Origin of the sequence: Streptomyces sp. NBC_00158 (assembly GCF_045160885.1) — a bacterium.
Classification (GTDB): Bacteria; Actinomycetota; Actinomycetes; order Streptomycetales; family Streptomycetaceae; genus Streptomyces.
This window is the reverse complement of the sequence record NZ_CP108161.1, coordinates 4,369,053-4,390,687: the sequence shown is the minus strand read 5'-3', so window position 1 is coordinate 4,390,687 and position 21,635 is coordinate 4,369,053. Positions and strand designations below refer to the sequence as shown.

At 73.8% G+C, this 21,635-nt stretch carries 19 protein-coding genes and 1 tRNA gene; 10 read left to right on the top strand and 10 right to left on the bottom strand.

Annotated features, from left to right (window positions below; translation table 11 throughout):
* Nucleotides 1–372 precede the first annotated feature (372 nt).
* Together OG553_RS20330 and OG553_RS20325 are read left to right on the top strand one after the other, a co-directional pair.
* Nucleotides 373–2,031 (top strand): MFS transporter, encoded by a 1,659-nt coding sequence (locus OG553_RS20330; protein ID WP_405980354.1) that lies wholly within the window; start codon nucleotides 373–375, stop codon nucleotides 2,029–2,031.
* A 120-nt stretch (nucleotides 2,032–2,151) separates the two neighbouring features.
* Nucleotides 2,152–3,033, top strand: a complete 882-nt coding sequence (locus OG553_RS20325; RefSeq protein ID WP_405980353.1) for a hypothetical protein — start codon at nucleotides 2,152–2,154, stop codon at nucleotides 3,031–3,033.
* Nucleotides 3,034–3,082: 49 nt separating this feature from the next.
* On the opposite strand, the gene OG553_RS20320 is transcribed toward OG553_RS20325, so the two are convergent.
* The 3 genes from OG553_RS20320 to OG553_RS20310 all read right to left on the bottom strand — a co-directional run bounded on the left by OG553_RS20320 (nucleotide 3,083) and on the right by OG553_RS20310 (nucleotide 4,670).
* Complete coding sequence (locus tag OG553_RS20320; RefSeq protein WP_405980352.1) at nucleotides 3,083–3,583, bottom strand: hypothetical protein; 501 nt, start codon at nucleotides 3,581–3,583, stop codon at nucleotides 3,083–3,085.
* Between the two features lie 140 nt (nucleotides 3,584–3,723).
* Nucleotides 3,724–4,113 carry a hypothetical protein gene (locus tag OG553_RS20315; protein WP_405980351.1) on the bottom strand — a complete coding sequence of 130 codons (390 nt, stop codon included), beginning with the start codon at nucleotides 4,111–4,113 and terminating at the stop codon, nucleotides 3,724–3,726.
* The gene (locus tag OG553_RS20310) at nucleotides 4,110–4,670 is read right to left on the bottom strand and encodes a CGNR zinc finger domain-containing protein (protein ID WP_405980350.1); all 561 of its coding nucleotides are present in this window, start codon (nucleotides 4,668–4,670) and stop codon (nucleotides 4,110–4,112) included. The genes OG553_RS20315 and OG553_RS20310 overlap by 4 nt, the downstream gene beginning before the upstream one ends.
* An 82-nt stretch (nucleotides 4,671–4,752) precedes the next feature.
* Here OG553_RS20310 and OG553_RS20305 point away from each other — a divergent pair, with 82 nt between their 5' ends.
* Nucleotides 4,753–5,613 carry an alpha/beta fold hydrolase gene (locus OG553_RS20305; RefSeq protein ID WP_405980349.1) on the top strand — a complete coding sequence of 287 codons (861 nt, stop codon included), beginning with the start codon at nucleotides 4,753–4,755 and terminating at the stop codon, nucleotides 5,611–5,613.
* Here OG553_RS20305 and OG553_RS20300 read toward each other — a convergent pair.
* From OG553_RS20300 to OG553_RS20280, 5 genes are all read right to left on the bottom strand, one after another.
* The gene (locus OG553_RS20300) at nucleotides 5,588–6,034 is read right to left on the bottom strand and encodes a hypothetical protein (RefSeq protein WP_405980348.1); all 447 of its coding nucleotides are present in this window, start codon (nucleotides 6,032–6,034) and stop codon (nucleotides 5,588–5,590) included. The genes OG553_RS20305 and OG553_RS20300 overlap by 26 nt on opposite strands.
* 2 nt (nucleotides 6,035–6,036) lie before the next feature.
* On the bottom strand, nucleotides 6,037–6,645 hold the full coding sequence (locus tag OG553_RS20295; protein ID WP_405980347.1) for a hypothetical protein: 609 nt from the start codon (nucleotides 6,643–6,645) through the stop codon (nucleotides 6,037–6,039).
* A 557-nt stretch (nucleotides 6,646–7,202) separates the two neighbouring features.
* Nucleotides 7,203–8,033, bottom strand: a complete 831-nt coding sequence (locus tag OG553_RS20290) for a cellulose-binding protein (protein WP_405980346.1) — start codon at nucleotides 8,031–8,033, stop codon at nucleotides 7,203–7,205.
* 167 nt (nucleotides 8,034–8,200) lie between these two features.
* On the bottom strand, nucleotides 8,201–10,744 hold the full coding sequence (locus OG553_RS20285) for an SUKH-4 family immunity protein (RefSeq protein ID WP_405980345.1): 2,544 nt from the start codon (nucleotides 10,742–10,744) through the stop codon (nucleotides 8,201–8,203).
* A gap of 7 nt (nucleotides 10,745–10,751) precedes the next feature.
* Nucleotides 10,752–11,747 carry an SMI1/KNR4 family protein gene (locus tag OG553_RS20280; RefSeq protein WP_405980344.1) on the bottom strand — a complete coding sequence of 332 codons (996 nt, stop codon included), beginning with the start codon at nucleotides 11,745–11,747 and terminating at the stop codon, nucleotides 10,752–10,754.
* A 228-nt stretch (nucleotides 11,748–11,975) separates the two neighbouring features.
* Between OG553_RS20280 and OG553_RS20275 the strand changes: the two genes are divergently transcribed.
* Both OG553_RS20275 and OG553_RS20270 read left to right on the top strand, forming a co-directional pair.
* Complete coding sequence (locus tag OG553_RS20275) at nucleotides 11,976–12,539, top strand: YwqJ-related putative deaminase (protein ID WP_405980343.1); 564 nt, start codon at nucleotides 11,976–11,978, stop codon at nucleotides 12,537–12,539.
* 5 nt (nucleotides 12,540–12,544) lie between these two features.
* Nucleotides 12,545–13,054: an SUKH-3 domain-containing protein gene (locus tag OG553_RS20270; RefSeq protein WP_405980342.1), complete on the top strand. Its 510-nt coding sequence runs from the start codon at nucleotides 12,545–12,547 to the stop codon at nucleotides 13,052–13,054.
* A 101-nt stretch (nucleotides 13,055–13,155) separates the two neighbouring features.
* On the opposite strand, the gene OG553_RS20265 is transcribed toward OG553_RS20270, so the two are convergent.
* Nucleotides 13,156–14,403 carry a histidine kinase gene (locus OG553_RS20265; protein WP_405980341.1) on the bottom strand — a complete coding sequence of 416 codons (1,248 nt, stop codon included), beginning with the start codon at nucleotides 14,401–14,403 and terminating at the stop codon, nucleotides 13,156–13,158.
* Nucleotides 14,404–14,587: 184 nt separating this feature from the next.
* Here OG553_RS20265 and OG553_RS20260 point away from each other — a divergent pair.
* The 5 genes from OG553_RS20260 (at nucleotide 14,588) to pth (ending at nucleotide 18,787) form a co-directional block, all read left to right on the top strand.
* Nucleotides 14,588–14,662, top strand: a tRNA-Gln gene (locus OG553_RS20260).
* A gap of 105 nt (nucleotides 14,663–14,767) precedes the next feature.
* Nucleotides 14,768–16,216 (top strand): bifunctional UDP-N-acetylglucosamine diphosphorylase/glucosamine-1-phosphate N-acetyltransferase GlmU, encoded by a 1,449-nt coding sequence (gene glmU, locus OG553_RS20255; RefSeq protein WP_405980340.1) that lies wholly within the window; start codon nucleotides 14,768–14,770, stop codon nucleotides 16,214–16,216.
* Nucleotides 16,217–16,349: 133 nt separating this feature from the next.
* Nucleotides 16,350–17,327: a ribose-phosphate diphosphokinase gene (locus tag OG553_RS20250; RefSeq protein WP_362459180.1), complete on the top strand. Its 978-nt coding sequence runs from the start codon at nucleotides 16,350–16,352 to the stop codon at nucleotides 17,325–17,327.
* A gap of 173 nt (nucleotides 17,328–17,500) precedes the next feature.
* On the top strand, nucleotides 17,501–18,085 hold the full coding sequence (locus OG553_RS20245; RefSeq protein ID WP_405980339.1) for a 50S ribosomal protein L25/general stress protein Ctc: 585 nt from the start codon (nucleotides 17,501–17,503) through the stop codon (nucleotides 18,083–18,085).
* Between the two features lie 111 nt (nucleotides 18,086–18,196).
* Nucleotides 18,197–18,787, top strand: a complete 591-nt coding sequence (gene pth / locus OG553_RS20240) for an aminoacyl-tRNA hydrolase (RefSeq protein ID WP_405980338.1) — start codon at nucleotides 18,197–18,199, stop codon at nucleotides 18,785–18,787.
* A gap of 65 nt (nucleotides 18,788–18,852) precedes the next feature.
* On the opposite strand, the gene ppc is transcribed toward pth, so the two are convergent.
* Entirely contained in the window at nucleotides 18,853–21,546 is a 2,694-nt protein-coding gene (gene ppc, locus OG553_RS20235) for a phosphoenolpyruvate carboxylase (protein WP_405983086.1), read from the bottom strand.
* Nucleotides 21,547–21,635: the final 89 nt, after the last annotated feature.

Genomic DNA, 21,635 nt, shown 5'->3' with positions numbered 1-21,635 from the left:
CCGTTGTCACGGTGCTGTCTCCCCTGTTGGTGTGCCGGTGCTGCCGACGCGTACGTGGTGGCCGGTATGCGGATGGCCGGTTTCCGTACGGCCGCCGTCGAAGTCTGCTGCGCGGGCGCGGCCGGCGCGCTGGTGCCCGTAGCCGTATCCACCGGGGGGTTAACCCCACCCCACCCCCCGGCGGCCCCGCTCGTATGAACCAGTTAAGGACCTCGCCGGCCTCCGGTCGTCCTCCGCCGGGACGAGCGTCCCCTGGGCCCAAATGCTGAGCCACCCCTAGGGGTTGTCCACCCTTCGGCGGACCGGGGGTAGGGGACACGGACGGGGCGGGCGCCCGTGAGACGGGGATTCCGCCCGGCGCGGGCCGGTGAGATGGTGTTCCCCGCAGACGAGGGGAACACGGTGGAAGCAGCAGAAAACGGGGCGAAGGGCCCGACGGAGGGGGCGGCGGACCCCACCCGCCCCAGCCGTGGCGGCGCTCCCGCGGACGGCCCCGGACCCGGAACGCCCTCGGGGCCGGACTCCGGGTCCCGGGCGGGCACACCCGGCCGGCCGCCCACCCGGGTGGTGGCGGCGCTGATGCTGAACATGGCCCTGGTCGCGCTCGACAGCACCATCGTCTCCACCGCAGTCCCCCAGATCGTCGGGGACCTCGGCGGGTTCTCCGTCTTCTCCTGGCTGTTCTCCGGCTACCTCCTCGCGGTCACCGTCACCCTCCCCGTCTACGGCAGGCTCAGCGACACCTTCGGCCGCAAGCCCGTCCTCCTCTTCGGCACCGCCCTCTTCCTGGCCGGGTCGCTGCTGTGCGCGTCCGCCTGGAACATGGCCGCGCTCATCGCCTTCCGGATCGTCCAGGGGCTGGGCGGCGGAGCCCTGCAGAGCACCGTGCAGACCCTGGCCGCCGACCTCTACCCGCTGCGCGAGCGCCCCCGCATACAGGCCCGGATGACCACGGTGTGGGCGAGCTCCGCCCTGCTCGGCCCGGCGCTCGGCGGACTGCTCGCCGGGTACGCGGGCTGGCGCTGGACCTTCCTGATCAACGTGCCGCTGGCCGGCCTGGCCCTCTGGCTGACCGCCCGCCACCTCGTGGAACCCGTACGCTCCCCCGGCCGCCGGGGCCCGGTCGACTGGGCCGGGGCGCTGGCCGTCTTCGCCTGTGGCGGGCTGCTGCTCTTCGCACTGGTCCAGGGCGGGGTGGCCTGGCCCTGGCTGTCGGCGCCCTCGCTGGCGCTGCTGGGCGCGAGCGCGGTCCTGGCGGTGGTGGTGGTCCGGGTGGAGCGCCGGGCCGAGGAACCGATCCTGCCCGGCTGGGTGTGGCGCCGGCGCACCATCGCCGCCGTGAACCTGGCGATGGCGGCGCTGGGACTGCTGATGGTCGCCCCGATGGTGTTCATGCCGACGTACGCCCAGTCCGTGCTCGGCCTCGGACCGGTCGGAGCCGGGCTCCTGACCGCCCTGATGACGCTGAGCTGGCCGCTGTCCGCCGCCTTCTGCCAGCACGTGTACCGGCGCATCGGCTTCCGCGACACCGCCGCCCTCGGGATGGGGCTCGCGTCGCTGGTCCTGTTCTCGTTCGCCCTGCTGCCGTACCCGGCGCGGCCGTGGCAGCCCGCGCTGGTGATGCTGCTGCTGGGCGCCGCCCTCGGGCTGTTCCAGCTGCCGCTGGTGGTCGGGGTGCAGTCCACGGTGGGCTGGGCCGAGCGGGGGACGACGACGGCCTCGGTGCTGTTCTGCCGCACCGTCGGGCAGAGCGTGGGGGCCGCGCTGCTGGGGGCCGTGGCCAACGCGACCGTCGCCGGGCGGCTGGCCGGGGCGCCGCTGCCGGGGCTGCCGGACCACCTCGACGACGTGTCGCGGGCCCTGGCGGAGCCGGACGGGCTGTCGCCGGCCGCCGCGGAGCACCTGCGGGGGGCGGTGGCCGCCGCGGTGGAGCACATCTTCCTCGGCGCGACGGCCGCCGGGGTGGCGGCGGTGCTGGTGCTGCTGCTGGTGGCGCCGCGCAGGTTCCCGGTGCTGCCGGAGCACGAGTAGCGGGGCGGATTCCGCCGGACCCGGACCCGGACCCGGTCCCGGTCCCGACCGCGAGCCGGGTTGTCATGTTCGGGTCCAGTGGGTGACCCTCGTGCCCAGGACCGTTTCCGGGGGGACGACATGGCATCCGCACTCTTCGCGCTCGCGTTACTGGCCGCCCTGGCCGGGCCGGTGGCCCTGCGCCTGCGCCGCCGGCCGGGCTTCGTCACCGGCCGCGACGGCCGGCTCTCCACCTCCACCACCCTCGCGCTGGCCTGGACGGTGCTCCTGATCTGGCTGCTGCTCGCGATCCTCGCGTACGGGCTGACGGCCGGCGGCGGCGTCTCCTACTTCGCGGGCACCGGCCCCGACGGCCCGCTGTCGTCCCTGACCTCGGTGTACCTGCCGCTGCTCGGGGGCCCGTACGCGGCCCTGATCGCGGCGAAGGCGGTCGTCGGCTTCCGGCTGGAGAGCGGCAGCATGGCCAAGCCGGCCCCCAAGGCCACCCCCGGCGGCCGCCGCCCGCTGCGGGAGCTGATCGCGAACGACAGCGGCCGGACCGACCTGGTGGACCTCCAGTACGTGGCCCTCAGCGCGGTCACCATGCTCTACGTCGTCCTCTTCTTCCTCTCCGACGTGGGTGGCGGGCTGCCCCGGCTGCCCGCCGAGATCTGGGCGCTGACCTGCGCTCCGGCCGGGGCCTACCTGGTGAACAAGATGGCCACCCGCGCCAACCCGGTGATCACCGACGTCACCGTCACCCCCGACGGGCTGCTCCGGGTGGAGGGGGGCGGCTTCACCGAGCCCCGCCTCACGGTGGACGACACCCCGCTCGACGCCACCCCGGATCCGGCGACCGGCGCCCTGACGGCCCGGATGCCGGAGACGGCGAAGCCGGCGTTCACGGTGGTGGTCGCCTCGCGCGGGCTGCGCAGCGACCCGTACCGCTACGCGGGCGCCCCGGCGGCCCCGGATCCGGCCCAGGCTCCGGCCGCTGCCCCCGCGCCTCCCCCGCGGGCATGACGGGGGCCCGGCACCCTCGGGTACCGGGCCCCTCGTCCGCCAGGGGGGATCAGCCGATGGCGCGGAACGGGGAGTCGAAGTAGTCGGAGTCCTCTTCGGAGTCGCTGCTGTCGCTGTCGGCCGGCTGCTGGACGGGGGCCTGGGCGGCCTCCTCGCGCTTGTCCTTCTCGCCCTGCTCGGGCTTCTGGCCCGGCTCGGCCTTCTGGTCGTCCTTGGCGGCCTCGAAGGCGACGGCGACGGCGTCGAGGTCGCCCGCCTTCTCACCCGGGCCGACGGCCGCGACCGGCTCGCCCTCGCAGTCCTTGTTGCCGAAGAGCAGGGCCACCTTGCCGGTCTCGTTGACGACCTCCTCGATCGCGGAGGCGTCGGTCACGGCCAGCGCGTGGCACTTGTCCTCGGCCAGGTCGCTCACCTGCCCGGTCTTGCTCTCGCCGTTCTGCTGGAAGCTGTAGCTGAGGGCCTCGCCGTCGTCCGCGAGCGCGGTGGCGGCGGTCGGCAGGACGAGGGCGAGGGCTCCGGCGAGGGCTACGGCGGTGGTGCGAAGACGCATGAGGGGGTTCCGTTCTTCTGTTCCACGGGCGGATGCCGGTCCGGTGGCATCCGGGAGGGAGCGTAGAAGCGCGGCGCTCTGGCGAAACCTTTCCTCACCGGGAGCGCGCCCCGAGGTTCACCCACCCTGCCCCCACGGGCTCACTCCGCCCCCTCCTCCGGGGAGATCCGGTTGACCCGCCACCCCTCGGGGGTCTCGGTGAGCGTCAGGGCCCCGATCCAGTCCATCGCGCCCTCCGGGTACTCCCATTCGTCCGGGTCCGCCAGCACCTGCGGCAGCACCTCGCGCGGCACCGCCTCACCCGGCTGGAACCCGGGGGTCCCGTCGGGCGCGGTCCACGGGGCCACCCTGCGCACCTCGACCCACCCGCGGTCGACGAGGTCGATCAGGACCGGGGCCAGTTCGGCGGCCGGCAGCTCCTTGTCCTCCTCGGCCAGGTCGCCCCAGACGCCGGGCAGGATGTCGATCTCGAAGGCGTTGACCATGAACGCCCGCTGGCTCTCGGTCAGCGACTCCCATTCGGCGCTCACGCGCCCTCCCCCTTGTGCCGGGCGTAGTAACGGGCCACCCGGGCCCGGTTGCCGCAGGCCGAAGCCACGCACCAGCGGCGGCGCGGGTGCGCGGGCAGGAACAGCAGCACGCAGTCCTGCGCCTCGCACTCGCGCACCGTCGTCACCCGTGGGTCCGTCAGCAGCGCCACCACGGCCTCCGCGAGCTCCGCGGCGAGCCGCTGCGCGGGGGCGGCCTCCCGGTAGGGGGCGGCCGTCATGCCGGTCAGCGCCGTCCAGGCCAGCTCGGTGCGGGCCGGGGCGGCGGCGAGGATCCCGTTGAGCGCGGCCAGCTCGTCGGCAGGGGGCCGCTCACCGCGCCGGGCGGCGGCGAGCAGCGGCCCGGCCGCCTCCCGCACGGCGAGCGCGGCGGCGACCTCGGCCTCCCCGACCTCGGCGACACGGCTCAGCCGCCCGGGCTCCTCGGCCAGCCAGGCGGCGAGTCCCGCACGGTCGGCGATGAGGTCGCCGGCGCCGGCGGGCCGGGTGTTCAGCAGGTCGAGGGCGAGGGGCTCACCCAACAGCGGAAAGAAGTTCACGCCGCTAATGCTAGCAATCCCTCTTGACCCATTAGCCACATCTCCCGCAGACTAATGCCACCGAAGTCACAGGAGGCATGTGATGATCGCTCACCGCACCATCGACGTCGACGGCGTGACCGTCGCCTACCGCGAGAGCGGCCCGGCCGACGGCCCGGTCCTGCTGCTCCTGCACGGCTTCCCCACCGCGTCGCACCAGTTCACCCGCCTGATGGACGCGCTCGCCGGCACCCCCTACCGGCTGATCGCCCCCGACTACCCCGGCTTCGGCCGCACCACCGCCCCGCACGGGTTCACGTACACCTTCGACCGGCTCGCCGACGTCGTGGAGGGCTTCACCGACGCCCTCGGCCTCGACCGCTACGCCCTCTACGTCTTCGACTTCGGCGCCCCCGTCGGACTGCGGCTCGCCACCCGCCGGCCCGACCGCGTCACGCACCTGATCGTCCAGAACGGGAACGCGTACGACGAGGGCCTCTCCGACGCCGCCCGCGAGTTCGCCGGACTGAGCCGCGAGGTGCCCGGCAACGAGGAGCGCGTCCGCGCCCTGTTCACCGAGGAAGGCACCCGCTTCCAGTACGAGACCGGCGTCGCGGACACCGCCCTGATCTCCCCCGACAACTGGACGCTCGACGTCCACTACCTCGGCCTGCCCGGCCGCACCGACGCCCAGGCCGACCTCGCCTTCGACTACGCCTCGAACTTCGCCCACTACCCCGCCTGGCAGGCCTGGCTCCGCGAGGCCGCCGTCCCGGTCCTCGTCGCCTGGGGCGCCGGCGACCCCTTCTTCACCCCGGCGGGCGCCAAGGCCTACCTCCGCGACGCACCCCACGCCGAGGTCCACGTCTTCGAGGGCGCGGGCCACTTCGCCCTGGAGACCCACCTCGCCGAAATCGCCCCGCTGATCCGCGACTTCCTCAGCCCCACCGCTTCCGGCCGGTGACGCTCCCGGGACGGCGCACCGCATGGACCCCGGCACCCGCCACGTACGACGCGGCGACCACTGCGACACCGCCGTCCAAGGCCAGCGCGGTGAAGCCGGGGCGCCCGGCGCCGGCCCCGAGAAACGTTTCCGCACCGGCCCCCATCAGGTCCCACCGCTCCCGCAGCCGCACCCGGTGCCAGCCGTCCGCCCCACCGGACGGCATCAGCAGGAACTCACGCCCCTCACCGAACAGCCCCTCGGCCACGGCCAGCCGGTACCAGCACGCGTTCAGCGCCTCCACCAGCCGCGGGTCCGCGTACCGCACGTAGACCCCGCCGAACACCTCCGCCGAGCCGTACCCCTCCACGCGCGCGACCACCGACTCCGGCACCCCGCCGGGCACCACCTCCACACCGGCCCGCCCCAGCACCTCGCGCACGACTAGGACCGGAACCCCACGATCCCGAACCCGGGCCGCGCCTCGACCTGCCGCAGCCACCCCAGCACGTCCTGCACGGCGTCCGCCACCTCCCTGTCCAGCAGCGGAACGTTCCCCTCCCGCTTGGTCCCCTCGAACTGCTCCAGCGCCTTCACGCACTCCTCGTACGTCCACTCGCCGCAGCCCGGCGTGTACGTGGACGGCAGACCGCCGGGCAGGTCCGAGAAGTCGAAGTCCTCGACGGAAACGGCGTCGATCTTCATGGCCCGCAGCCCCGCGTCGACCATCGACAGCCAGTCGCCGCGGTACGGCGAGAAGGAGGAGTTGTCGAGGAAGGACCCGCTGGCGTCACAGAGCCGCTTGTAGGCGTAGGCGTACTGGAAGGCGTGCTCCCGGTCCTCGCTGAACGGACCGCCGTGGACCACCGCGCGCAGCGCCTCGTACGCCGTGGGCGCGCCGTTCTCGATCTCCGAGTCGAACCAGTCGTCGTCATGCGCGAGATCGGCGGCGAAACGCTGCCGGACGGCGTCCAGGAGCGCGTCGTCGCGGGAGCCGACGAGGGCGTGGACGGCGTTCAGATCGAGCAGGTACACACTCAGCGAAGAACTCATGGGCCGAGGCTAACGCCGCCCACTGACAGCCGACTTGGCCGCTGCCCTGGCCGGGCCGTTGCGCGGGGTCCCGCTGCGCGGGGCCGTCTCCCCGCCCCACCCTTCGCCCGTTCCCCAGGGCTCCGCCCCGGACCCCGCGCCTCAAACGCCGGCGAGGCCGGAAAGTGTGGCGGGGCGGGATTGGCCGGCCGCGGCTGGCGGGCACCACGGCGCGGGGGCTGCCGGTCGGGGGTGGGGACGGGGTGGGGTGTCGTCCGGGACTAGAACGAGATGAATTCGGCGCGCGGTACCGCTCGGCAGGACACACACGGAGCAGGCGCCGAACATCGAAGCCCGTCCCGGACGACACCCCACCCCGGCACCACCCCCGGCCCCGCAGCCACCGCCCGCACCCCCGCCCGGCAGGACACCCAGCCCCCCGCCGCAAACCCCCGCACCCCCGCCCGGCCGGGCGCCCGGTCAAGGGGGCGAACCCACCCCGGACCCCGCCCGGCCGGGGCAGCACCGGTCACCGCCAACCGCCCGGCCAGGGCAACGGCCAGGGCCGAGGACCACCCCTACCCCTCCGCCGGCGCGCGCCCCGTCAGCGCCGCCAGGCTGGAGCGGACGTGGCTCATGTGCGCCCGCATCTCCTCCTGCGCCTCCTCGTGCTCCCGCAGGATCCGGTCCGTCTCGCGCCCCGTCCGCTCCTCCCGCACCCGCGCCTGCGCGACCAGTTCCTCCGCCCGCGCCTCCGCGTCCTCCTGCCCGTGCCGCGCCGACTCCTCCGCCTCCGCGTACCCCCGCCGCGCCTCCGCCAGCCGCGCCTCCGCGTACCGCTCCAGCTCCGCGTACCGCGCGTCCTGCTCGTCCGCCCGCGCCGCGAGCTCCCGCCCCGACGCGTCCCACCGCTCGACCTGCTCCTGCTCCAGCTCCGCGAGCAGCGCCCGCGCCCGGCGCCCGGTCTCCGCCAGCGCGGCCTGCGCCTCGGACCGCCAGCCCGCCGCGTCCTCCCGCGCCTCCGCCCGCAGCCCGTCCGCCTCCCGCTGTGCCCGCAGCAGCCCCTGCCGCGCCCGCACCTCGGTCTGCTCGCGCACCGCCTCCGCGTCGTGCCGCGCCAGCTCGGCCACCCGGTCGGCGTGCGCCTCGGCCGCGCCCGCCGCCTCGGCGGCGTCCGCCCGCGCCTCCTCCCGCAGGACCTCCGCCTCCTCCTGCGCCAGCTGCAGGATCCGCCGCGCCCGCTCGCTCAGCTCGTCGTACGTCTGCGGGGCCAGCGCGGCCACGGCCGCCCGCAACCGTTCGGCCTCGGCCTCCATCTGACGGGCCAGCACGGTCAGCCGCGCCACCCGCTCCCAGGCCTCGTCCCGGCTGCCGGACAGCCGCGCGAGGTACCGGTCGACTTCTTCCATCCGGTAGCCACGACCGCGCACAGTCGCAAAGGGTGCAGTCATCCTGGGAGCGCCTCTCTCGCGGGGATTGCTGTCAAGGATGCGTCATTTGCTCGCAGAAGCCGGAATGGCCGGGCCGGGTCCCCCTCACGAGGGGACCCGGCCCGGCCACGCACACGGTCGTCCCGTCAGAGCAGTCCGTCCCACATCTGCTCCAGCAGCACCGACCACCAGCTCTCCGGAGAGGCCAGCGCCGCACTGTCCAGACCGGCCAGGTTCGCCTGGAAATCGACGGTCCAGCGCCCGGCCTGCTCCGGCGTCAGATGCTGGCGCAGCCGCCACATGTGACCCAGCATCGCCAGCGACCGCGCGAACTGCGGGAGGCTGGAGTTCACGAACTGCGGCGGCACGGGCGCCCCTCCGGGACCGGCCTCCACCGGCACCGCCACTATGTGCGCGGTCCCGTACTGGACGCACAGCGCCTTGCCGAAGTCGCTGCCGACGACCAGGTACGAGCCCGCGTCGGACGCCGGCTGCACCCCGCGCTGCGCGGCCAGCTCGGCCAGCGTCGGCACCGGCTGGCCGGGCACGGCCTGCGCCCAGAAGAACGGCCCGAAGTCGACGGGCAGACCCGCCCACATCAGGGTCTGCGCCACGATCTCCGGCACGCCCTGACGGGACACCGCCCGCTGGTCGAAGCGGAAGACCCCCTGCGGCCCGAAGGCGCCCGCCAGCTCCTGCGCGATCGCGTCCATCGGGATCGCAGGCTGGAGCGGGACCTGCGGCAGCGGAGCCCGGACCGGCGCGGGGCGCGCGGGCCCGTCGGCCACCTGGTGCAGCTCACCCTGATGGGTGAGCAGGTGGCGCATGCCCTGCTGACGGCCCGCGTGGTCGGTCCCGTACGGGGCCACGCTGGTGATCCGCACCTGCGGCCAGGTCTCCCGGATCATCCGGGCGCAGTAGCCGCCGGGCAGCTCGCAGGAGGCCAGCTCGGTGTGCAGTTCCAGCACCTGCTGCGGCGGCACGTTCATGGCGCGCAGTTCGTACAGGATCTGCCACTCGGGGTGCGGGGTGCCGGGCGCCGAGCGGCGGATCAGCTGCTGCTCGGAGCCGTCGGGCGCGCGGTAGCGCAGCACGGCCTGGTAGCCGGGGCCGACCGTGGGCGCGCCGGACGGGGCCCCCGGCTGCCCTGCGGGGCCGGGCGGCGGACCGGGGGGCGTGCCGGGCGCCCCGGGCGGCTGCACCGCACCGGGACCGGCCAGCATGGTCGCCGCGTGGTGCGCACCGGCACCGGGCGCACCAGGAGCACCGGGAGGCGTCGGAGCACCGGGCGCCCCGGGCGGACCGGGAGGCGCCGGCGGCTGCACGACGGCGGGACCGGCGAGCATCGTCGCGGCGTGGTCCAGCCCCCCGCCCAGCGAACCGGGCGCACCCGGAGCACCAGGCGGACCGGGAGGCCCGGGAGGCCCGGGAGGCCCGGGAGGCGTCGGCGCACCGGGAGGCCCGGGAGGACCGGGCGGCTGCACCACGCCCGGCGCCGCCAGCATGGTCGCGGCATGGTGCGCACCGGCACCGGGAGCACCCGGAGGCGGGGGCGGAGCCGGGGTCCCCGGCGCACCGGGAGGCGCCGGCGGGCCGGGCGGCTGTACGACGGCCGGACCGGCGAGCATCGTCGCGGCGTGGTCCAGCCCCCCGCCCAGCGAACCGGGCGCACCGGGAGGCCCGGGAGGCGCCGGCGGCGTCCCCGGAGGTGCGGGCGTCATACCCGGCGCGGCGAGCATCGTGGCGGCGTACTGCGCCCCGCCCCCGGGCGCACCAGGAGCACCGGGCGCACCGGGCGCACCGGCCGGCGGAGCCGACGGGACCGGCGGTGCGGACGGAGGGGCGGACGGAGCCGACGGCGGCTGCGCGACGCCGCCCGGCGGGGAGACGCGGGCCCTGCTCGTCGGCGCGTCGGCGATGGCCGCGGCCTCCGCCGGTACCGCCAGCGCCGGGGACACGGTCGTCCTAGGCAGCTGGCTGCCACCCGCCATCAGCGTGGTCCTGGCCTCCGGGGCCACCCCCGAGGCGGAGGGCGCGTCGTCCAGGTCGGAGCCGGACAGCGGCGGCGCGAACACGGTGGCGGGCAGCGGGACGGAGCCGTCGTCGGCGCCGGAGTTCACGTCGGTCCCGGCCCACGGCGTCGAACCGGCGGGCACCCCGTCGTTCGCGGTCGGCTCGTAGGGCACCTCGCCCCCGCGCCCGAGCGGAACCGGCCCGCCCGCACCAGCGGCCGAACCCGCACCCGGACCCGAGCCGGAAGAACCGGGACCGGAGCCCGCACCCGCACCCGGCGCCGAACCACCCGCCGGCGGGATCCCCGCCCGGTCCGCCGCCTCCTGCAGCCACTGCGGCGGCGCCATCATGAACGACGTCTGCTCCGAGTCGATCCGCGGCGGCGGAACCGAAGCCTCCGAAGCCGCCGACGCGGCAGCGGCCCCGTACTCCTCCTCGTAACGCCGGATCACCTCGCCCACCGGCAGCCCGGGCCACAGCGTGACCTCACCGCTGTCCCGCGCGATGACCAGCCGCTGCCGGCCGCCGCCGGACACCGGACCGGCCGCCCGGTCCTCGGCCCACACCACGAACCCGAGCCCGAACTCCCGTACGCGCACCTCGCGGTGCTGGTACGCGGGCAGGTCCCCGTTGATCCATTCCTCGGCGCGCTCCTGCGCCTGCGCGAACGTCACCACGACGCGCTCACCCCTCACCCATGCCGGCGCCGGACACTGCAACCGAACGCGCGAATCCGCCGTCCACCATCAGACCGGCCACCGTCTCCAGCTCCGGCGGATTGCCCGCCAACCGCTCCAGGAAGGCATCGAAATCGGCACCGCACGGCAGCAACAGACGCTCCACCCGCTCCTGCACCGTCCAGCCGTCCCGGTCGCGCGCGTCGTCGTACGGGGAGAACCAGACGGAGCCCACGCCCTCGCCCCTGACCTTCACCGCGAGCAGTCCGCCCTGCACGAAGGCCACGCACAGGTAGTCCTTCGTCAGGTGGTCCCGCAGGCACTTGTTGACGTACACCAGGTCGTTGACCGCCGCCTCCTCACGCACCGTGAAGAACGGCTGGTCCACCAGCAGCCCCAGCTCCACCAGCAGCCCCGCGCCGACCGGCGCGCAGCCGCCCGCCGCCTTCAGGAAGGACCGGTACGCCTCCGGGAGCCGGTAGCCGAGGTCCTCCTCGACGCCCTGCACCTGGAGCTCCGACACCGACACCAGGGCCTTCGGCAGCCCCAGGTGCGCCGGACGCGCCTCCTGGAGCGGCCGCGCCCCGCGCTTGTCGTGGTCCACCGGGGCGGTCGCCAGACCGGCGTGGTGCCGCAGCAGTGCCTTGACCTCGACCGGGACCAGCTCCATCCGCCGCGAGCCCGCGACGTGGTGCCAGGTCCAGCCGTGCGGGGTCGCCACCGGACCCACGGTGTCCCACAGCGGGTGGGCGGCGGCGCGCATCGCCGCGTTGGCGGACACGAAGTCCGTCAGGCGCAGCTCGTCGACGCCGAAGCCCTCCGGGGGCTCGGCGATCTCCACGGCCGCGCGCGCGTAGCGCGAGAAATCGGGATGACCGTTGCCGTCCATCCGCACCCCGTGGGGATGCCGCGCCGCCCGGACCGGGTCCGGGAAGTGCACGACCTGCCCCGAGTAAGCGGCGTTGGGTGGCGCGGCCTGCTGCCCGAGCCGACCTGTCGTCATGGCGGTAGCCCCCTGCTGGATCTGGCTGGTTCACCACAGCCTATGTGCTCCGGCAAGACCCTCACCCGCCCCCGAGCCGTGCGTGCGCCGACGGGGCGGGAACATCCGAATTGATACGAATATTCGACCCCGCTTCCGCGCGACAGGTGACATTTGACAGGCTGTCCCGCAGCACGGGGGCGTGCGCGACAGCGACCACCACCGCCGCCACGGGAGGGAAGAGCAACCATGCAGACCGCGACCACACAGACTGCGGCCACACAAAACGCGGCATCCCGCACGGGCCGCCCGCAGCCGGGCGACGCCGGCCCCGCCGGCGACCCCCGCCTGCGCTGGAGCACCACCGGCACCACCCAGACCACGCCCGTGCTCCGCTTCCGCCGGGACGGCATCCTGCCCACCGTCGCCGCCGCGCTCTCCGTTCGCGGCGAGACCCTCACCGGCACCGCCGGCAAGGGCGACCGGCCGCCCGCCCTGCACCCCCTGGTCCAGGACTTCCACGACACCCTCACCAGCGGCCAGCGCGAGCGCTTCACCGGCCGGTGTCCCGAGGCGATCCTGCTCTCCCGCCACCTCGCCGCCGTCGAGGGCGCCCGCAGCAGGCGCGCCTCCCGCAAGCCCCTCTCCGCGAGCGAGGCCCGCCGCTCCCTCAAGCACGCCCGCATGACCGCCCGCCACATCCGCGAGGACGGCGACCCGCTCCACGGCACCTACGCGCCGCCCTGCCGCTCCTGCGACGCGCTCCTCAACCACTTCGGCGTACGCCCCGTCGACCTCACCCACCCCGAGTAGCCACCATGACCGCGTCCTCCGCCTCCTACGACCGCTCCTCGGCCACCCGGTTCCCCGGCCCCGTAGACTCCGCCCTGCGCACCGCCGGATGGGAACCCGGCCGCTGGGACATCAAGCAGGCCGAATACTGGGCCGACGCCCTGCGCGACCACACCACCCCCGCCGGCCACCGGCACACCGTCTTCCCCGCCGCCGTCGAGGCCTGGGCCGAATTCGGCGGCCTCACCCTCACCGCGCCGGGCCCCGGCCGCCAGATAGCACCGACGCCCGTACGCGTGGACCCGCTGACCGGCCTCCACCTCGCCCGCACCTTCGCCGACCTCGGACGCGCCCTCTCCACCCAGCTCTGCCCGCTCGGCGCCGGCACCGACGGCGGCTCGCACCTCGCCATCGACCTGGAGGGACGCGTCTACCTCGTCGACCAGACCGGCGACTGGTACCTCGGCTCCGGATTCGACGAGGCCCTCACCCTCCTCCTCACCGGCCTCCAGCCCGCCCGCCTCACCACCGGCTGACGGACCCGCGGCGGCCAGGGGGTGTCCGCGAAGTCGCGCCCGCCCCGCGACGCCCGGTGGGCCCGCCCTCCGGGCGGACGGCGCCACTTCGCGGACACCCCCTACCGGGCCGGCAGCACCGCCGACACCTTGAACCCGCCGCCGTCCGTCGGCCCGGACACGAACACCCCGCCCAGCCCCAGCACCCGCTCCCGCATCCCGACCAGCCCGTTCCCCCCGCTGGGCAGGTCGGCGCCCCGCGCCTCCCCCTCGCACGGCCCGTTCTCCACCTGCATGGCCACCTCCCCCTCCCGGTGCGCCAGCCGTACGACGACCCGCGCGCCCGGGGCGTGCTTGTGGCAGTTGGTCAGCGCCTCCTGCACCACCCGGTACGCCGTCTGCTCCACCTCGGGCCGGTAGCCGCCGCCCTCGCCCTGCACCAGCACCTCCACGGCCATCCCGGCCGCCCGCGACTGGCCCACCAGCGCCTCCAGCTCCCCGAGCGAGGGCCCCTCCTCCAGCGCCACCGGCGCGGCGGGCACCTCCCGCGCCGCCGGCGGCTTCTCCGGAGCCCTCAGCACCCCGAGCATCTCCCGCAGCTCCGTCAACGCCTGGCGTCCCATGTCACCCACCAGCGCCGCGTTCCGCACCGCCTTCACGGGATCCTTCGCCGCCACCGCCTGCAGCGCCGCCGCGTGCACCACCATCAGCGACACCCGGTGCGCCACCACGTCGTGCATCTCCCGCGCGATGCGCGTCCGCTCCTCCTGGCGGGCCCACTCGGCCCGCTCCTCGGCCCGGTCCGCCAGCAGCGACAGCTCCCGCTCCAGCGAGTCCGCCCGTTCCTGCAGGCTCTCCATCAGCCGGCGCCGCGCGCCCACGTACAGCCCGAGCAGGACCGGCGGCACGGTCAGCGCCACCGCCATGAACACGGACAGCACGATCACGAGCGTGCCGTCGGCCTCCACGTCCCCGCGGGTCTGCACGTACGTCACCACGAACGTCCCGGCCAGCGACATCGCGGCCAGCGTCGCGAGCGCCCTGCGGGACACCTCGCAGGCGGCCAGCGTGTACAGCCCCACCACGCCCAGCAGGAAGCCCATCGTGGCCGGTATGACGGCGATCCCGACGAGCACCACCGCGACCGGCCAGCGCCTGCGCAGCACCAGCACGGACCCCGCCAGCGCCCCGAAGAGCACCGCGGCCCACACCGGCACCCCGGCCTCGCGCGCGGTCGGCACCCCCTCCAGGGCGCACTCGACGGCCGAGGCCGCCCCGAGCCCCACGTCGAGCACGGCTCCCCGCCGCCGCTCCCACCACCAGGGCCCGTCCCGGCCCGTCCCCCCGCGCTCATCCCCCGTACTGGTCATGCCGACCAGCGTACGCAGCGGGCCCGGCGCGGTGCGGGCCGAAATCGCGCGAGCCGCCGGAGGCCGAAAGGCGCCGGTCCGCACCGCCGTATTGACCGTCGCGTCGAGGGGGCAGGGTGCGGCATAGTAGGAGCGATCAACTTGGACCGGGGCGACTGATCATCCGTTTCGGGTTGATCGGCCATCCCCTGTGGTGTAATTGGCAGCACTGAGGCTTTTGGTGCCTTATGTCCGGGTTCGAGTCCTGGCGGGGGAGCCACGCACGTCCGGGTCCCGACCTCACGGTCGGGACCCGGCCTCGTTTTCGGACTGTGACCCCCCGCTATCCTTCACGGGTCCACCCCCGAAGCCGAAGGGCCCACCCGTGAGCGCAACCCGCCCGGCAGCCGTCGTCGTACTCGCAGCGGGTGAGGGCACCCGCATGAAGTCGGCCACACCCAAGGTTCTGCACGAGATCTGCGGGCGCTCGCTCGTCGGTCACGTGGTCGCGGCCTCCCGCGAGCTGGACCCGACCCACCTCGTGGTCGTCGTGGGCCACGCCCGCGAGCAGGTCACCGCGCACCTCGCCGGCGTCGACGCCGGCGTCCGCACCGCCGTCCAGTACGAGCAGAACGGCACCGGCCACGCCGTCCGCATGGCCCTGGAGGAGCTCGGCGGCCAGCTGACCGGCACCGTCATCGTCGTCTGCGGCGACACCCCGCTGCTCACCGGCGAGACCCTGCGCGCCCTCGCGGCCACCCACGAGGCCGACGGCAACGCCGTCACCGTGCTCACCGCCGAGGTCCCCGACTCCACCGGCTACGGCCGCATCGTCCGCGACCCGGCCACCGGCGCCGTGACGGCGATCGTCGAGCACAAGGACGCCACCGACGCGCAGCGCGCGATCCGGGAGATCAACTCCGGGGTGTTCGCCTTCGACGGCGCGCTGCTCGCGGACGCGCTCGGCAAGGTGCGCACCGACAACAGCCAGGGCGAGGAGTACCTCACCGACGTGCTCGGGATCCTGCGCGAGGCGGGGCACCGGGTGGGCGCGGCGGCCGGCAGCGACCACCGGCAGATCCTGGGGATCAACAACCGGGTGCAGCTGGCCGAGGCGCGGGCGCTGCTGAACGCGCGGCTGCTGGAGCGGGCGATGCTGGCCGGCGTGACGGTGGTGGACCCGGCGGGGACGTTCGTGGACGTGACCGTGACGTTCGGGCAGGACGCGGTGATCCACCCGGGCACGCAGCTGCTCGGCGCGACGCACATCGGCGAGGGGGCCGAGGTCGGCCCGAACACCCGCCTGAAGGACACCCGCGTGGGCGCGGGCGCCCGGGTGGACAACGCGGTGGCGGACTCGGCGGTGATCGGGGACCTGGCTTCGGTGGGTCCGTTCGCGTACCTGCGTCCGGGCACGAACCTGGGCGTGAAGTCGAAGGCCGGCACGTACGTCGAGATGAAGAACGCGACGATCGGCGAGGGCACGAAGGTGCCGCACCTGTCCTACGTGGGTGACGCGACGATCGGCGAGTACTCGAACATCGGCGCGGCGAGCGTGTTCGTCAACTACGACGGCGAGCACAAGCACCACACCACGGTCGGCTCACACTGCAAGACGGGTTCGGACAACATGTTTGTGGCTCCCGTCACCATCGGGGACGGCGCCTACACGGCCGCCGGCTCGGTGATCACGAAGGACGTGCCGCCCGGCGCGCTGGCCGTGGCCCGTGGCCAGCAGCGGAATATCGAGGGTTGGGTGGCCCGCAAGCGTCCCGGCAGCGCGGCGGCGACGGCCGCGCAGTCGTCGGCGGAGAAGGACTCCGGCAGCCATTGAGGTGAACTGACCGGAAACAGGTACGCCCAGGACGGCGTACCGTGATAGGTGCACGCAATTCGGCTGGCTCACCGTGTGCGGGACGGACGCACACGGGGGCGAGCAGCTTTCACACGTCTGAGGAGACAGTGCTGTGACCGGGATCAAGACGACCGGCGAGAAGAAGCTGATGCTCTTCTCCGGCCGCGCCCACCCCGAGCTGGCCGAGGAGGTCGCGCACCAGCTCGGTGTCGGCCTCGTGCCGACCAAGGCTTTCGACTTCGCGAACGGCGAGATCTACGTCCGCTTCCAGGAGTCGGCTCGCGGCGCGGACTGCTTCCTGATCCAGAGCCACACGGCTCCGATCAACAAGTGGATCATGGAGCAGCTGATCATGATCGACGCGCTGAAGCGCGCGTCGGCCCGCTCCATCACCGTGATCATCCCGTCCTACGGGTACGCCCGCCAGGACAAGAAGCACAAGGGCCGCGAGCCGATCTCGGCCCGCCTGGTGGCGGACCTGCTGAAGACCTCGGGTGCGGACCGCATCCTGACGGTCGACCTGCACACCGACCAGATCCAGGGCTTCTTCGACGGTCCGGTGGACCACCTGTCGGCCCTGAACGTCCTCGCGGACTACGTGGGCGCCAAGGTGGACCGCTCGAAGCTGACGGTCGTCTCCCCGGACGCCGGCCGCGTCCGCGTGGCCGACCGCTGGTGCGACCGTCTGGACGCGCCGCTGGCGATCGTGCACAAGCGCCGCGACAAGGACGTCGCCAACCAGGTGACCGTCCACGAGGTCGTCGGTGAGGTCAAGGGCCGCGTCTGCGTCCTGGTCGACGACATGATCGACACGGGTGGCACGATCTGCGCCGCCGCCGAGGCGCTGTTCGCGCACGGCGCGGAGGACGTCATCGTGACGGCCACGCACGGCATCCTGTCGGGCCCGGCGGCCGACCGCCTGAAGAACTCGAAGGTCAGCGAGTTCATCTTCACGAACACCCTGCCGGACCCGTCCGACCTGGAGCTCGACAAGATCACGGTCCTGTCGATCGCCCCGATGATCGCCCGCGCGGTGCGCGAGGTCTTCGAGGACGGCTCGGTGACCAGCCTGTTCGAGGAACAGCAGTAGGACTAGATCCTTTTGGGCACGGCCTCCCTCCCGGGTACACTCGACGAGTTGCTCGGCGAGGGAGGCCGTACCTGTTTTCCGGTACGGGTGCTCCGTTATCGACGCGCTCTTCGTAGCAGGCCGTTCCGGCCGGGTGACCTCTGTCCGTTTTCGTCACCCCACGAGGAGTGAACATGTCCGAGATCAAGCTTTCCGCGAAGCTCCGCGACTCTTTCGGCAAGGGCTCTGCCCGCCAGTCCCGTCGTGACGCCCTGACCCCGGGTGTCATCTACGGTCACGGCACCACCCCGAAGCACGTCGGCGTCGAGTCCCACGCGCTGATGATGGCGCTGAAGACCCCGAACGCGCTGCTCTCCCTGGACATCGAGGGTGACGGCACCGAGCTCGTCATCTCCAAGGCCGTCCAGCGCCACCCGCTGAAGCGCAACATCCTGCACGTCGACTTCCTGATCGTCCAGAAGGGCGAGAAGGTCACGGTCGAGGTTCCGGTCGTGACCGAGGGCGACCTGGCCGCCGGCGGCAACCTGCTGGAGACCCTCCTGACGACCATCACGGTCGAGGCCGAGGCCACCCACATCCCGACCGAGGTCACCGTCTCCATCGCGGGCCTCGAGGCCGGTGCCTCCATCCACGCCAAGGACCTGGTCCTGCCGGCCGGCACCACGCTGGCCGTCGACGGCGAGACCGCCGTCCTGCAGGTCGTCGCCCCGCAGGCCGAGGAGCCGGCCGCCGAGGCCGCCGAGGGCACCGAGGCCTGAGCCTCGCCCCACCCCCTCAGCAGTTGCTGACCGACCGCCGTCCGGCTCCACTGGAGCGGGACGGCGGTCGTTCTCGTTCACGGGCTTGTTCACGGGTTTAAGGAGCTATTGATGTCGGACGACGCGGCGCCGTGGCTGATCGTCGGTCTCGGTAACCCGGGCGCGGAGTACGCCGGGAACCGCCACAACATCGGATTCATGGTGGCGGACCTGCTGGCGGAGCGGATCGGCGGGAAGTTCAAGGCGCACAAGGCGCGGGCACAGGTCCTGGAGGGCCGGATGGGTCCGCCGGGGCCCCTGAACCGCCGTGTGGTGATCGCGAAGCCGATGTCCTTCATGAACCTGTCGGGCGGTCCGGTGACGGCGCTGCGGGACTTCTACAAGGTGCCGGTGGAGCGGATCGTCGCGGTCCACGACGAGCTGGACATCGACTACGCGACGCTGCGCCTCAAGCTGGGCGGCGGCGACAACGGCCACAACGGGCTGAAGTCGATGACGAAGTCGATGGGCGCGGAGTACCACCGGGTGCGCTGCGGCATCGGCCGGCCGCCCGGCCGGATGCAGGTCGCCGACTTCGTCCTGAAGGACTTCTCCTCCACGGAGCGCAAGGAGCTGGACTGGTTCGTGGACCGGTCCGCGGACGCCGTGGAGTGCCTGGTCCAGGAGGGTCTGGAGCGCGCCCAGTCGGCGTACAACTCCTGATCCCCCCCGCATGACGAGGAAGCCCCCCGCCGGCGGCGGGGGGCTTCCTGCGCGTACGGGGCCGGTCAGCCGGTGTTGCGCAGGCCGGCGGCGACGCCGTTGACGGTGAGCAGCAGGGCGCGGGCCAGCAGCGGGTCCGGGTCCTCGCCGCGGGCGGCGGCCTGGCGCTGGCGGGCCAGCAGGGACACCTGGAGGTAGGAGATCGGGTCCAGGTAGGCGTCGCGGACCGCGAAGGTCTGCTGGAGGACCGGCTGGGAGTCGAGGAGCTGCTCCCCGCCGGTGATGCGCAGGACCTCGCGGACGGTGAGCTCGTGTTCGGCCCGGATGCGGTCGAAGACGTGCTTGAGCTCGTCGGGGACGAGGGTGTCGACGTAGTGGCCGGCGATCCGCAGGTCGGTCTTGGCCAGCGTCATCTCGACGTTGGACAGGAAGTTGCGGAAGAAGTGCCAGCGCTCGCCCATCTCGGCGAGGACGGTGTCCTGGCCGGCCTCGCGCAGGGCCTTGAGGCCCGAGCCGACGCCGTACCAGCCGGGGACGATCTGGCGGGACTGGGTCCAGCCGAACACCCACGGGATGGCGCGCAGGCCGTCGAGGCCGGCGCCGGAGTCGGGGCGGCGGGAGGGCCGGGAACCGAGGTGCAGGTCGGCGAGCTGGTCGACGGGGGTGGCCGCGAAGAAGTACGCGGGCAGGTCGGGGTCCTCGACGAGCTCGCGGTAGGCGCCGTGGGCGGCGTCCGAGACGATGTCCATGGCCGCGTCCCAGCGGGTCAGGGCGTCGTCGGACTGGCGCGGGGCCGTGTGCAGGGCGGAGGCCTGGAGGGTGGCCGCGACGGTCAGCTCCAGGTTCTCGCGGGCCAGGGAGGGGACGAGGTACTTGTCGGAGATGACCTCGCCCTGCTCGGTGACCTTGATCTCGCCTTCCAGGGTGCCCCAGGGCTGGGCGAGGATCGCGTCGTGCGAGGGGCCGCCGCCGCGGCCGACGGTGCCGCCGCGGCCGTGGAAGAGGCGCAGGCGGACGCCGTGGCGGTGGGCCACGTCGCGGAGCCGGCGCTGGGCGCGGTGGATCTCCCACTGGCTGGTGGTGATGCCGCCGAACTTGCTGGAGTCGGAGTAGCCGAGCATGACCTCCTGGACGTCGCCGCGCAGGGAGACGAGGCGCCGGTAGGAGGGGTCGGCGAGCATCTCGTCGAGGATGACGTCGGCGGCGCGGAGCTCGTCGGTGGTCTCCAGGAGCGGGACGATGCCGATCTTGGCCCAGCCGGCGTGGAGGTCGACGAGGCCGGCCTCGCGGGCGAGGACCGCGGCGGCGAAGACGTCGTCGGCGCCCTGGCACATCGAGATGATGTAGGACTCGATGACCTCGGGGCCGAACTTCTCGAAGGCGTCCTTGACGGCGAAGAAGACGCCGAGGGTCTTCTGGCCGGCCGCGTCGAGGGGGGCCGGGGTGGGCGCGAGGGGCCGGCGGGAGCGGAGCTCCTTGGCGAGGAGCTTCTGCCGGTAGTCGCGCGGCATGTCGGCGTAGCGCCAGGACTCCTCGCCGAGGCGGTCGAAGAGCTGGCCGAGGGCGTGGTGGTGGGCGTCGGCGTGCTCGCGTACGTCCATGGTGGCGAGCTGGAGGCCGAACGCGGCCAGGGTGCGGATGGTGCGGTCCATGCGGCCGTCGGCGAAGAGGGCGCCGCGGTGCTCGCGCAGGGAGCTCTGGATGAGGGTGAGGTCGGCGAGGAGCTCGGCGGTGCCGAGGTAGTCGCGGCCTTCCTCGTGCGAGGTGCCCTTGGCGAGGCGCTCGCGGGTGTTGAGGAGCTTCTGCCGGATGCAGGTGGCCTTGAGGCGGTACGGCTCCTCGGCGTTCAGCCGCTTGTAGCGGGGGCTGATCTCGGGGAGGCGTTCCAGGTCGGCCTGGAGGGAGGCGAGGAGCTCCTCGGTGGCGCCGGCGATGCGGATGGAGTTGGAGAGCAGGCTCCGCAGGAAGTCGACGAGTTCGAGGGCGTCGGTGATGCCGTGCTCGTGCTGGAGGATCAGCACGTCCCGGGTGACCTGGGGGGTGACGTTGGGGTTGCCGTCGCGGTCGCCGCCGATCCAGGTGCCGAAGGTGAGCGGGCGGGTGCCGGCGGGCAGCTCGACGCCGACGCGCTGGAGCTCGGCGGCGAGGTCCTCCAGGACGTCGCCGACGGCGCCGGCGTGCAGCTCGTCCAGGTAGTAGATGGCGTTGCGGGCCTCGTCGGCGGGCTCGGGGCGTACGACGCGCAGTTCGTCGGTCTGCCAGACGAGGTCGATGTTCTCGGCGAGCCGCAGGTCGTGGCGGCGGCGCTCGCCGGCGCCGGAGACCGGCTCCTCCAGGAGGGCGGCGATGCGGCGCAGCTTGTTCAGGACGCTGCGGCGGGCGGCCTCGGTGGGGTGCGCGGTGAAGACGGGGCGGACGTTGAGGTTCTTGACCGTCTCGCGCAGGTGCTCGGGGTCGGCGTCCTTGAGCATGTCGGCGGTGCGGGCGAGGAGCCCGCCCTCGGCGGCGCGGTGGGCGCGCAGCTCCTTGCCGCGGTGCACCTGCTCGGTGACGTTGGCGAGGTGGAAGTAGGTGGAGAAGGCGCGCACCAGCTTGGCGGCGGTCTCCAGGTCGGTGTCGCCGAGGAGGGCCGCGGCGGCCTCGCCGTCGGTGCGGGTCAGGGCGCGGACCCGCTCGACGAGGTCGAGGAGTTCCTGGCCCTCCTGGCGTACGAGGGTCTCGCCGAGGAGGTCGCCGAGGCGGCGGATGTCCGCGCGCAGCTCCGCGTTCGCCGTCTCCGCCGTCCGCGTGGGGGCGGAGGGGGCGGCGGGCTGGGTGACGGGGGCCTGGGCGGCCTGGTCAGCACTGC

Excerpts from the sequence above, each read along its gene's own strand:
- OG553_RS20305 (WP_405980349.1), top strand. The coding sequence starts at position 4,753 with ATGATCGCTCACCGCACCATCGACGTCGACGGCGTGACCGTCGCCTAC.
- OG553_RS20325 (WP_405980353.1), top strand. The coding sequence starts at position 2,152 with ATGGCATCCGCACTCTTCGCGCTCGCGTTACTGGCCGCCCTGGCCGGG.
- OG553_RS20330 (WP_405980354.1), top strand. The coding sequence starts at position 373 with ATGGTGTTCCCCGCAGACGAGGGGAACACGGTGGAAGCAGCAGAAAAC.
- OG553_RS20245 (WP_405980339.1), top strand. The coding sequence starts at position 17,501 with ATGTCCGAGATCAAGCTTTCCGCGAAGCTCCGCGACTCTTTCGGCAAG.
- OG553_RS20265 (WP_405980341.1), bottom strand. The coding sequence starts at position 14,403 with ATGACCAGTACGGGGGATGAGCGCGGGGGGACGGGCCGGGACGGGCCC.
- pth (WP_405980338.1), top strand. The coding sequence starts at position 18,197 with ATGTCGGACGACGCGGCGCCGTGGCTGATCGTCGGTCTCGGTAACCCG.
- OG553_RS20280 (WP_405980344.1), bottom strand. The coding sequence starts at position 11,747 with ATGACGACAGGTCGGCTCGGGCAGCAGGCCGCGCCACCCAACGCCGCT.
- OG553_RS20320 (WP_405980352.1), bottom strand. The coding sequence starts at position 3,583 with ATGCGTCTTCGCACCACCGCCGTAGCCCTCGCCGGAGCCCTCGCCCTC.
- OG553_RS20275 (WP_405980343.1), top strand. The coding sequence starts at position 11,976 with ATGCAGACCGCGACCACACAGACTGCGGCCACACAAAACGCGGCATCC.
- OG553_RS20270 (WP_405980342.1), top strand. The coding sequence starts at position 12,545 with ATGACCGCGTCCTCCGCCTCCTACGACCGCTCCTCGGCCACCCGGTTC.
- OG553_RS20295 (WP_405980347.1), bottom strand. The coding sequence starts at position 6,645 with ATGAGTTCTTCGCTGAGTGTGTACCTGCTCGATCTGAACGCCGTCCAC.
- OG553_RS20290 (WP_405980346.1), bottom strand. The coding sequence starts at position 8,033 with ATGGAAGAAGTCGACCGGTACCTCGCGCGGCTGTCCGGCAGCCGGGAC.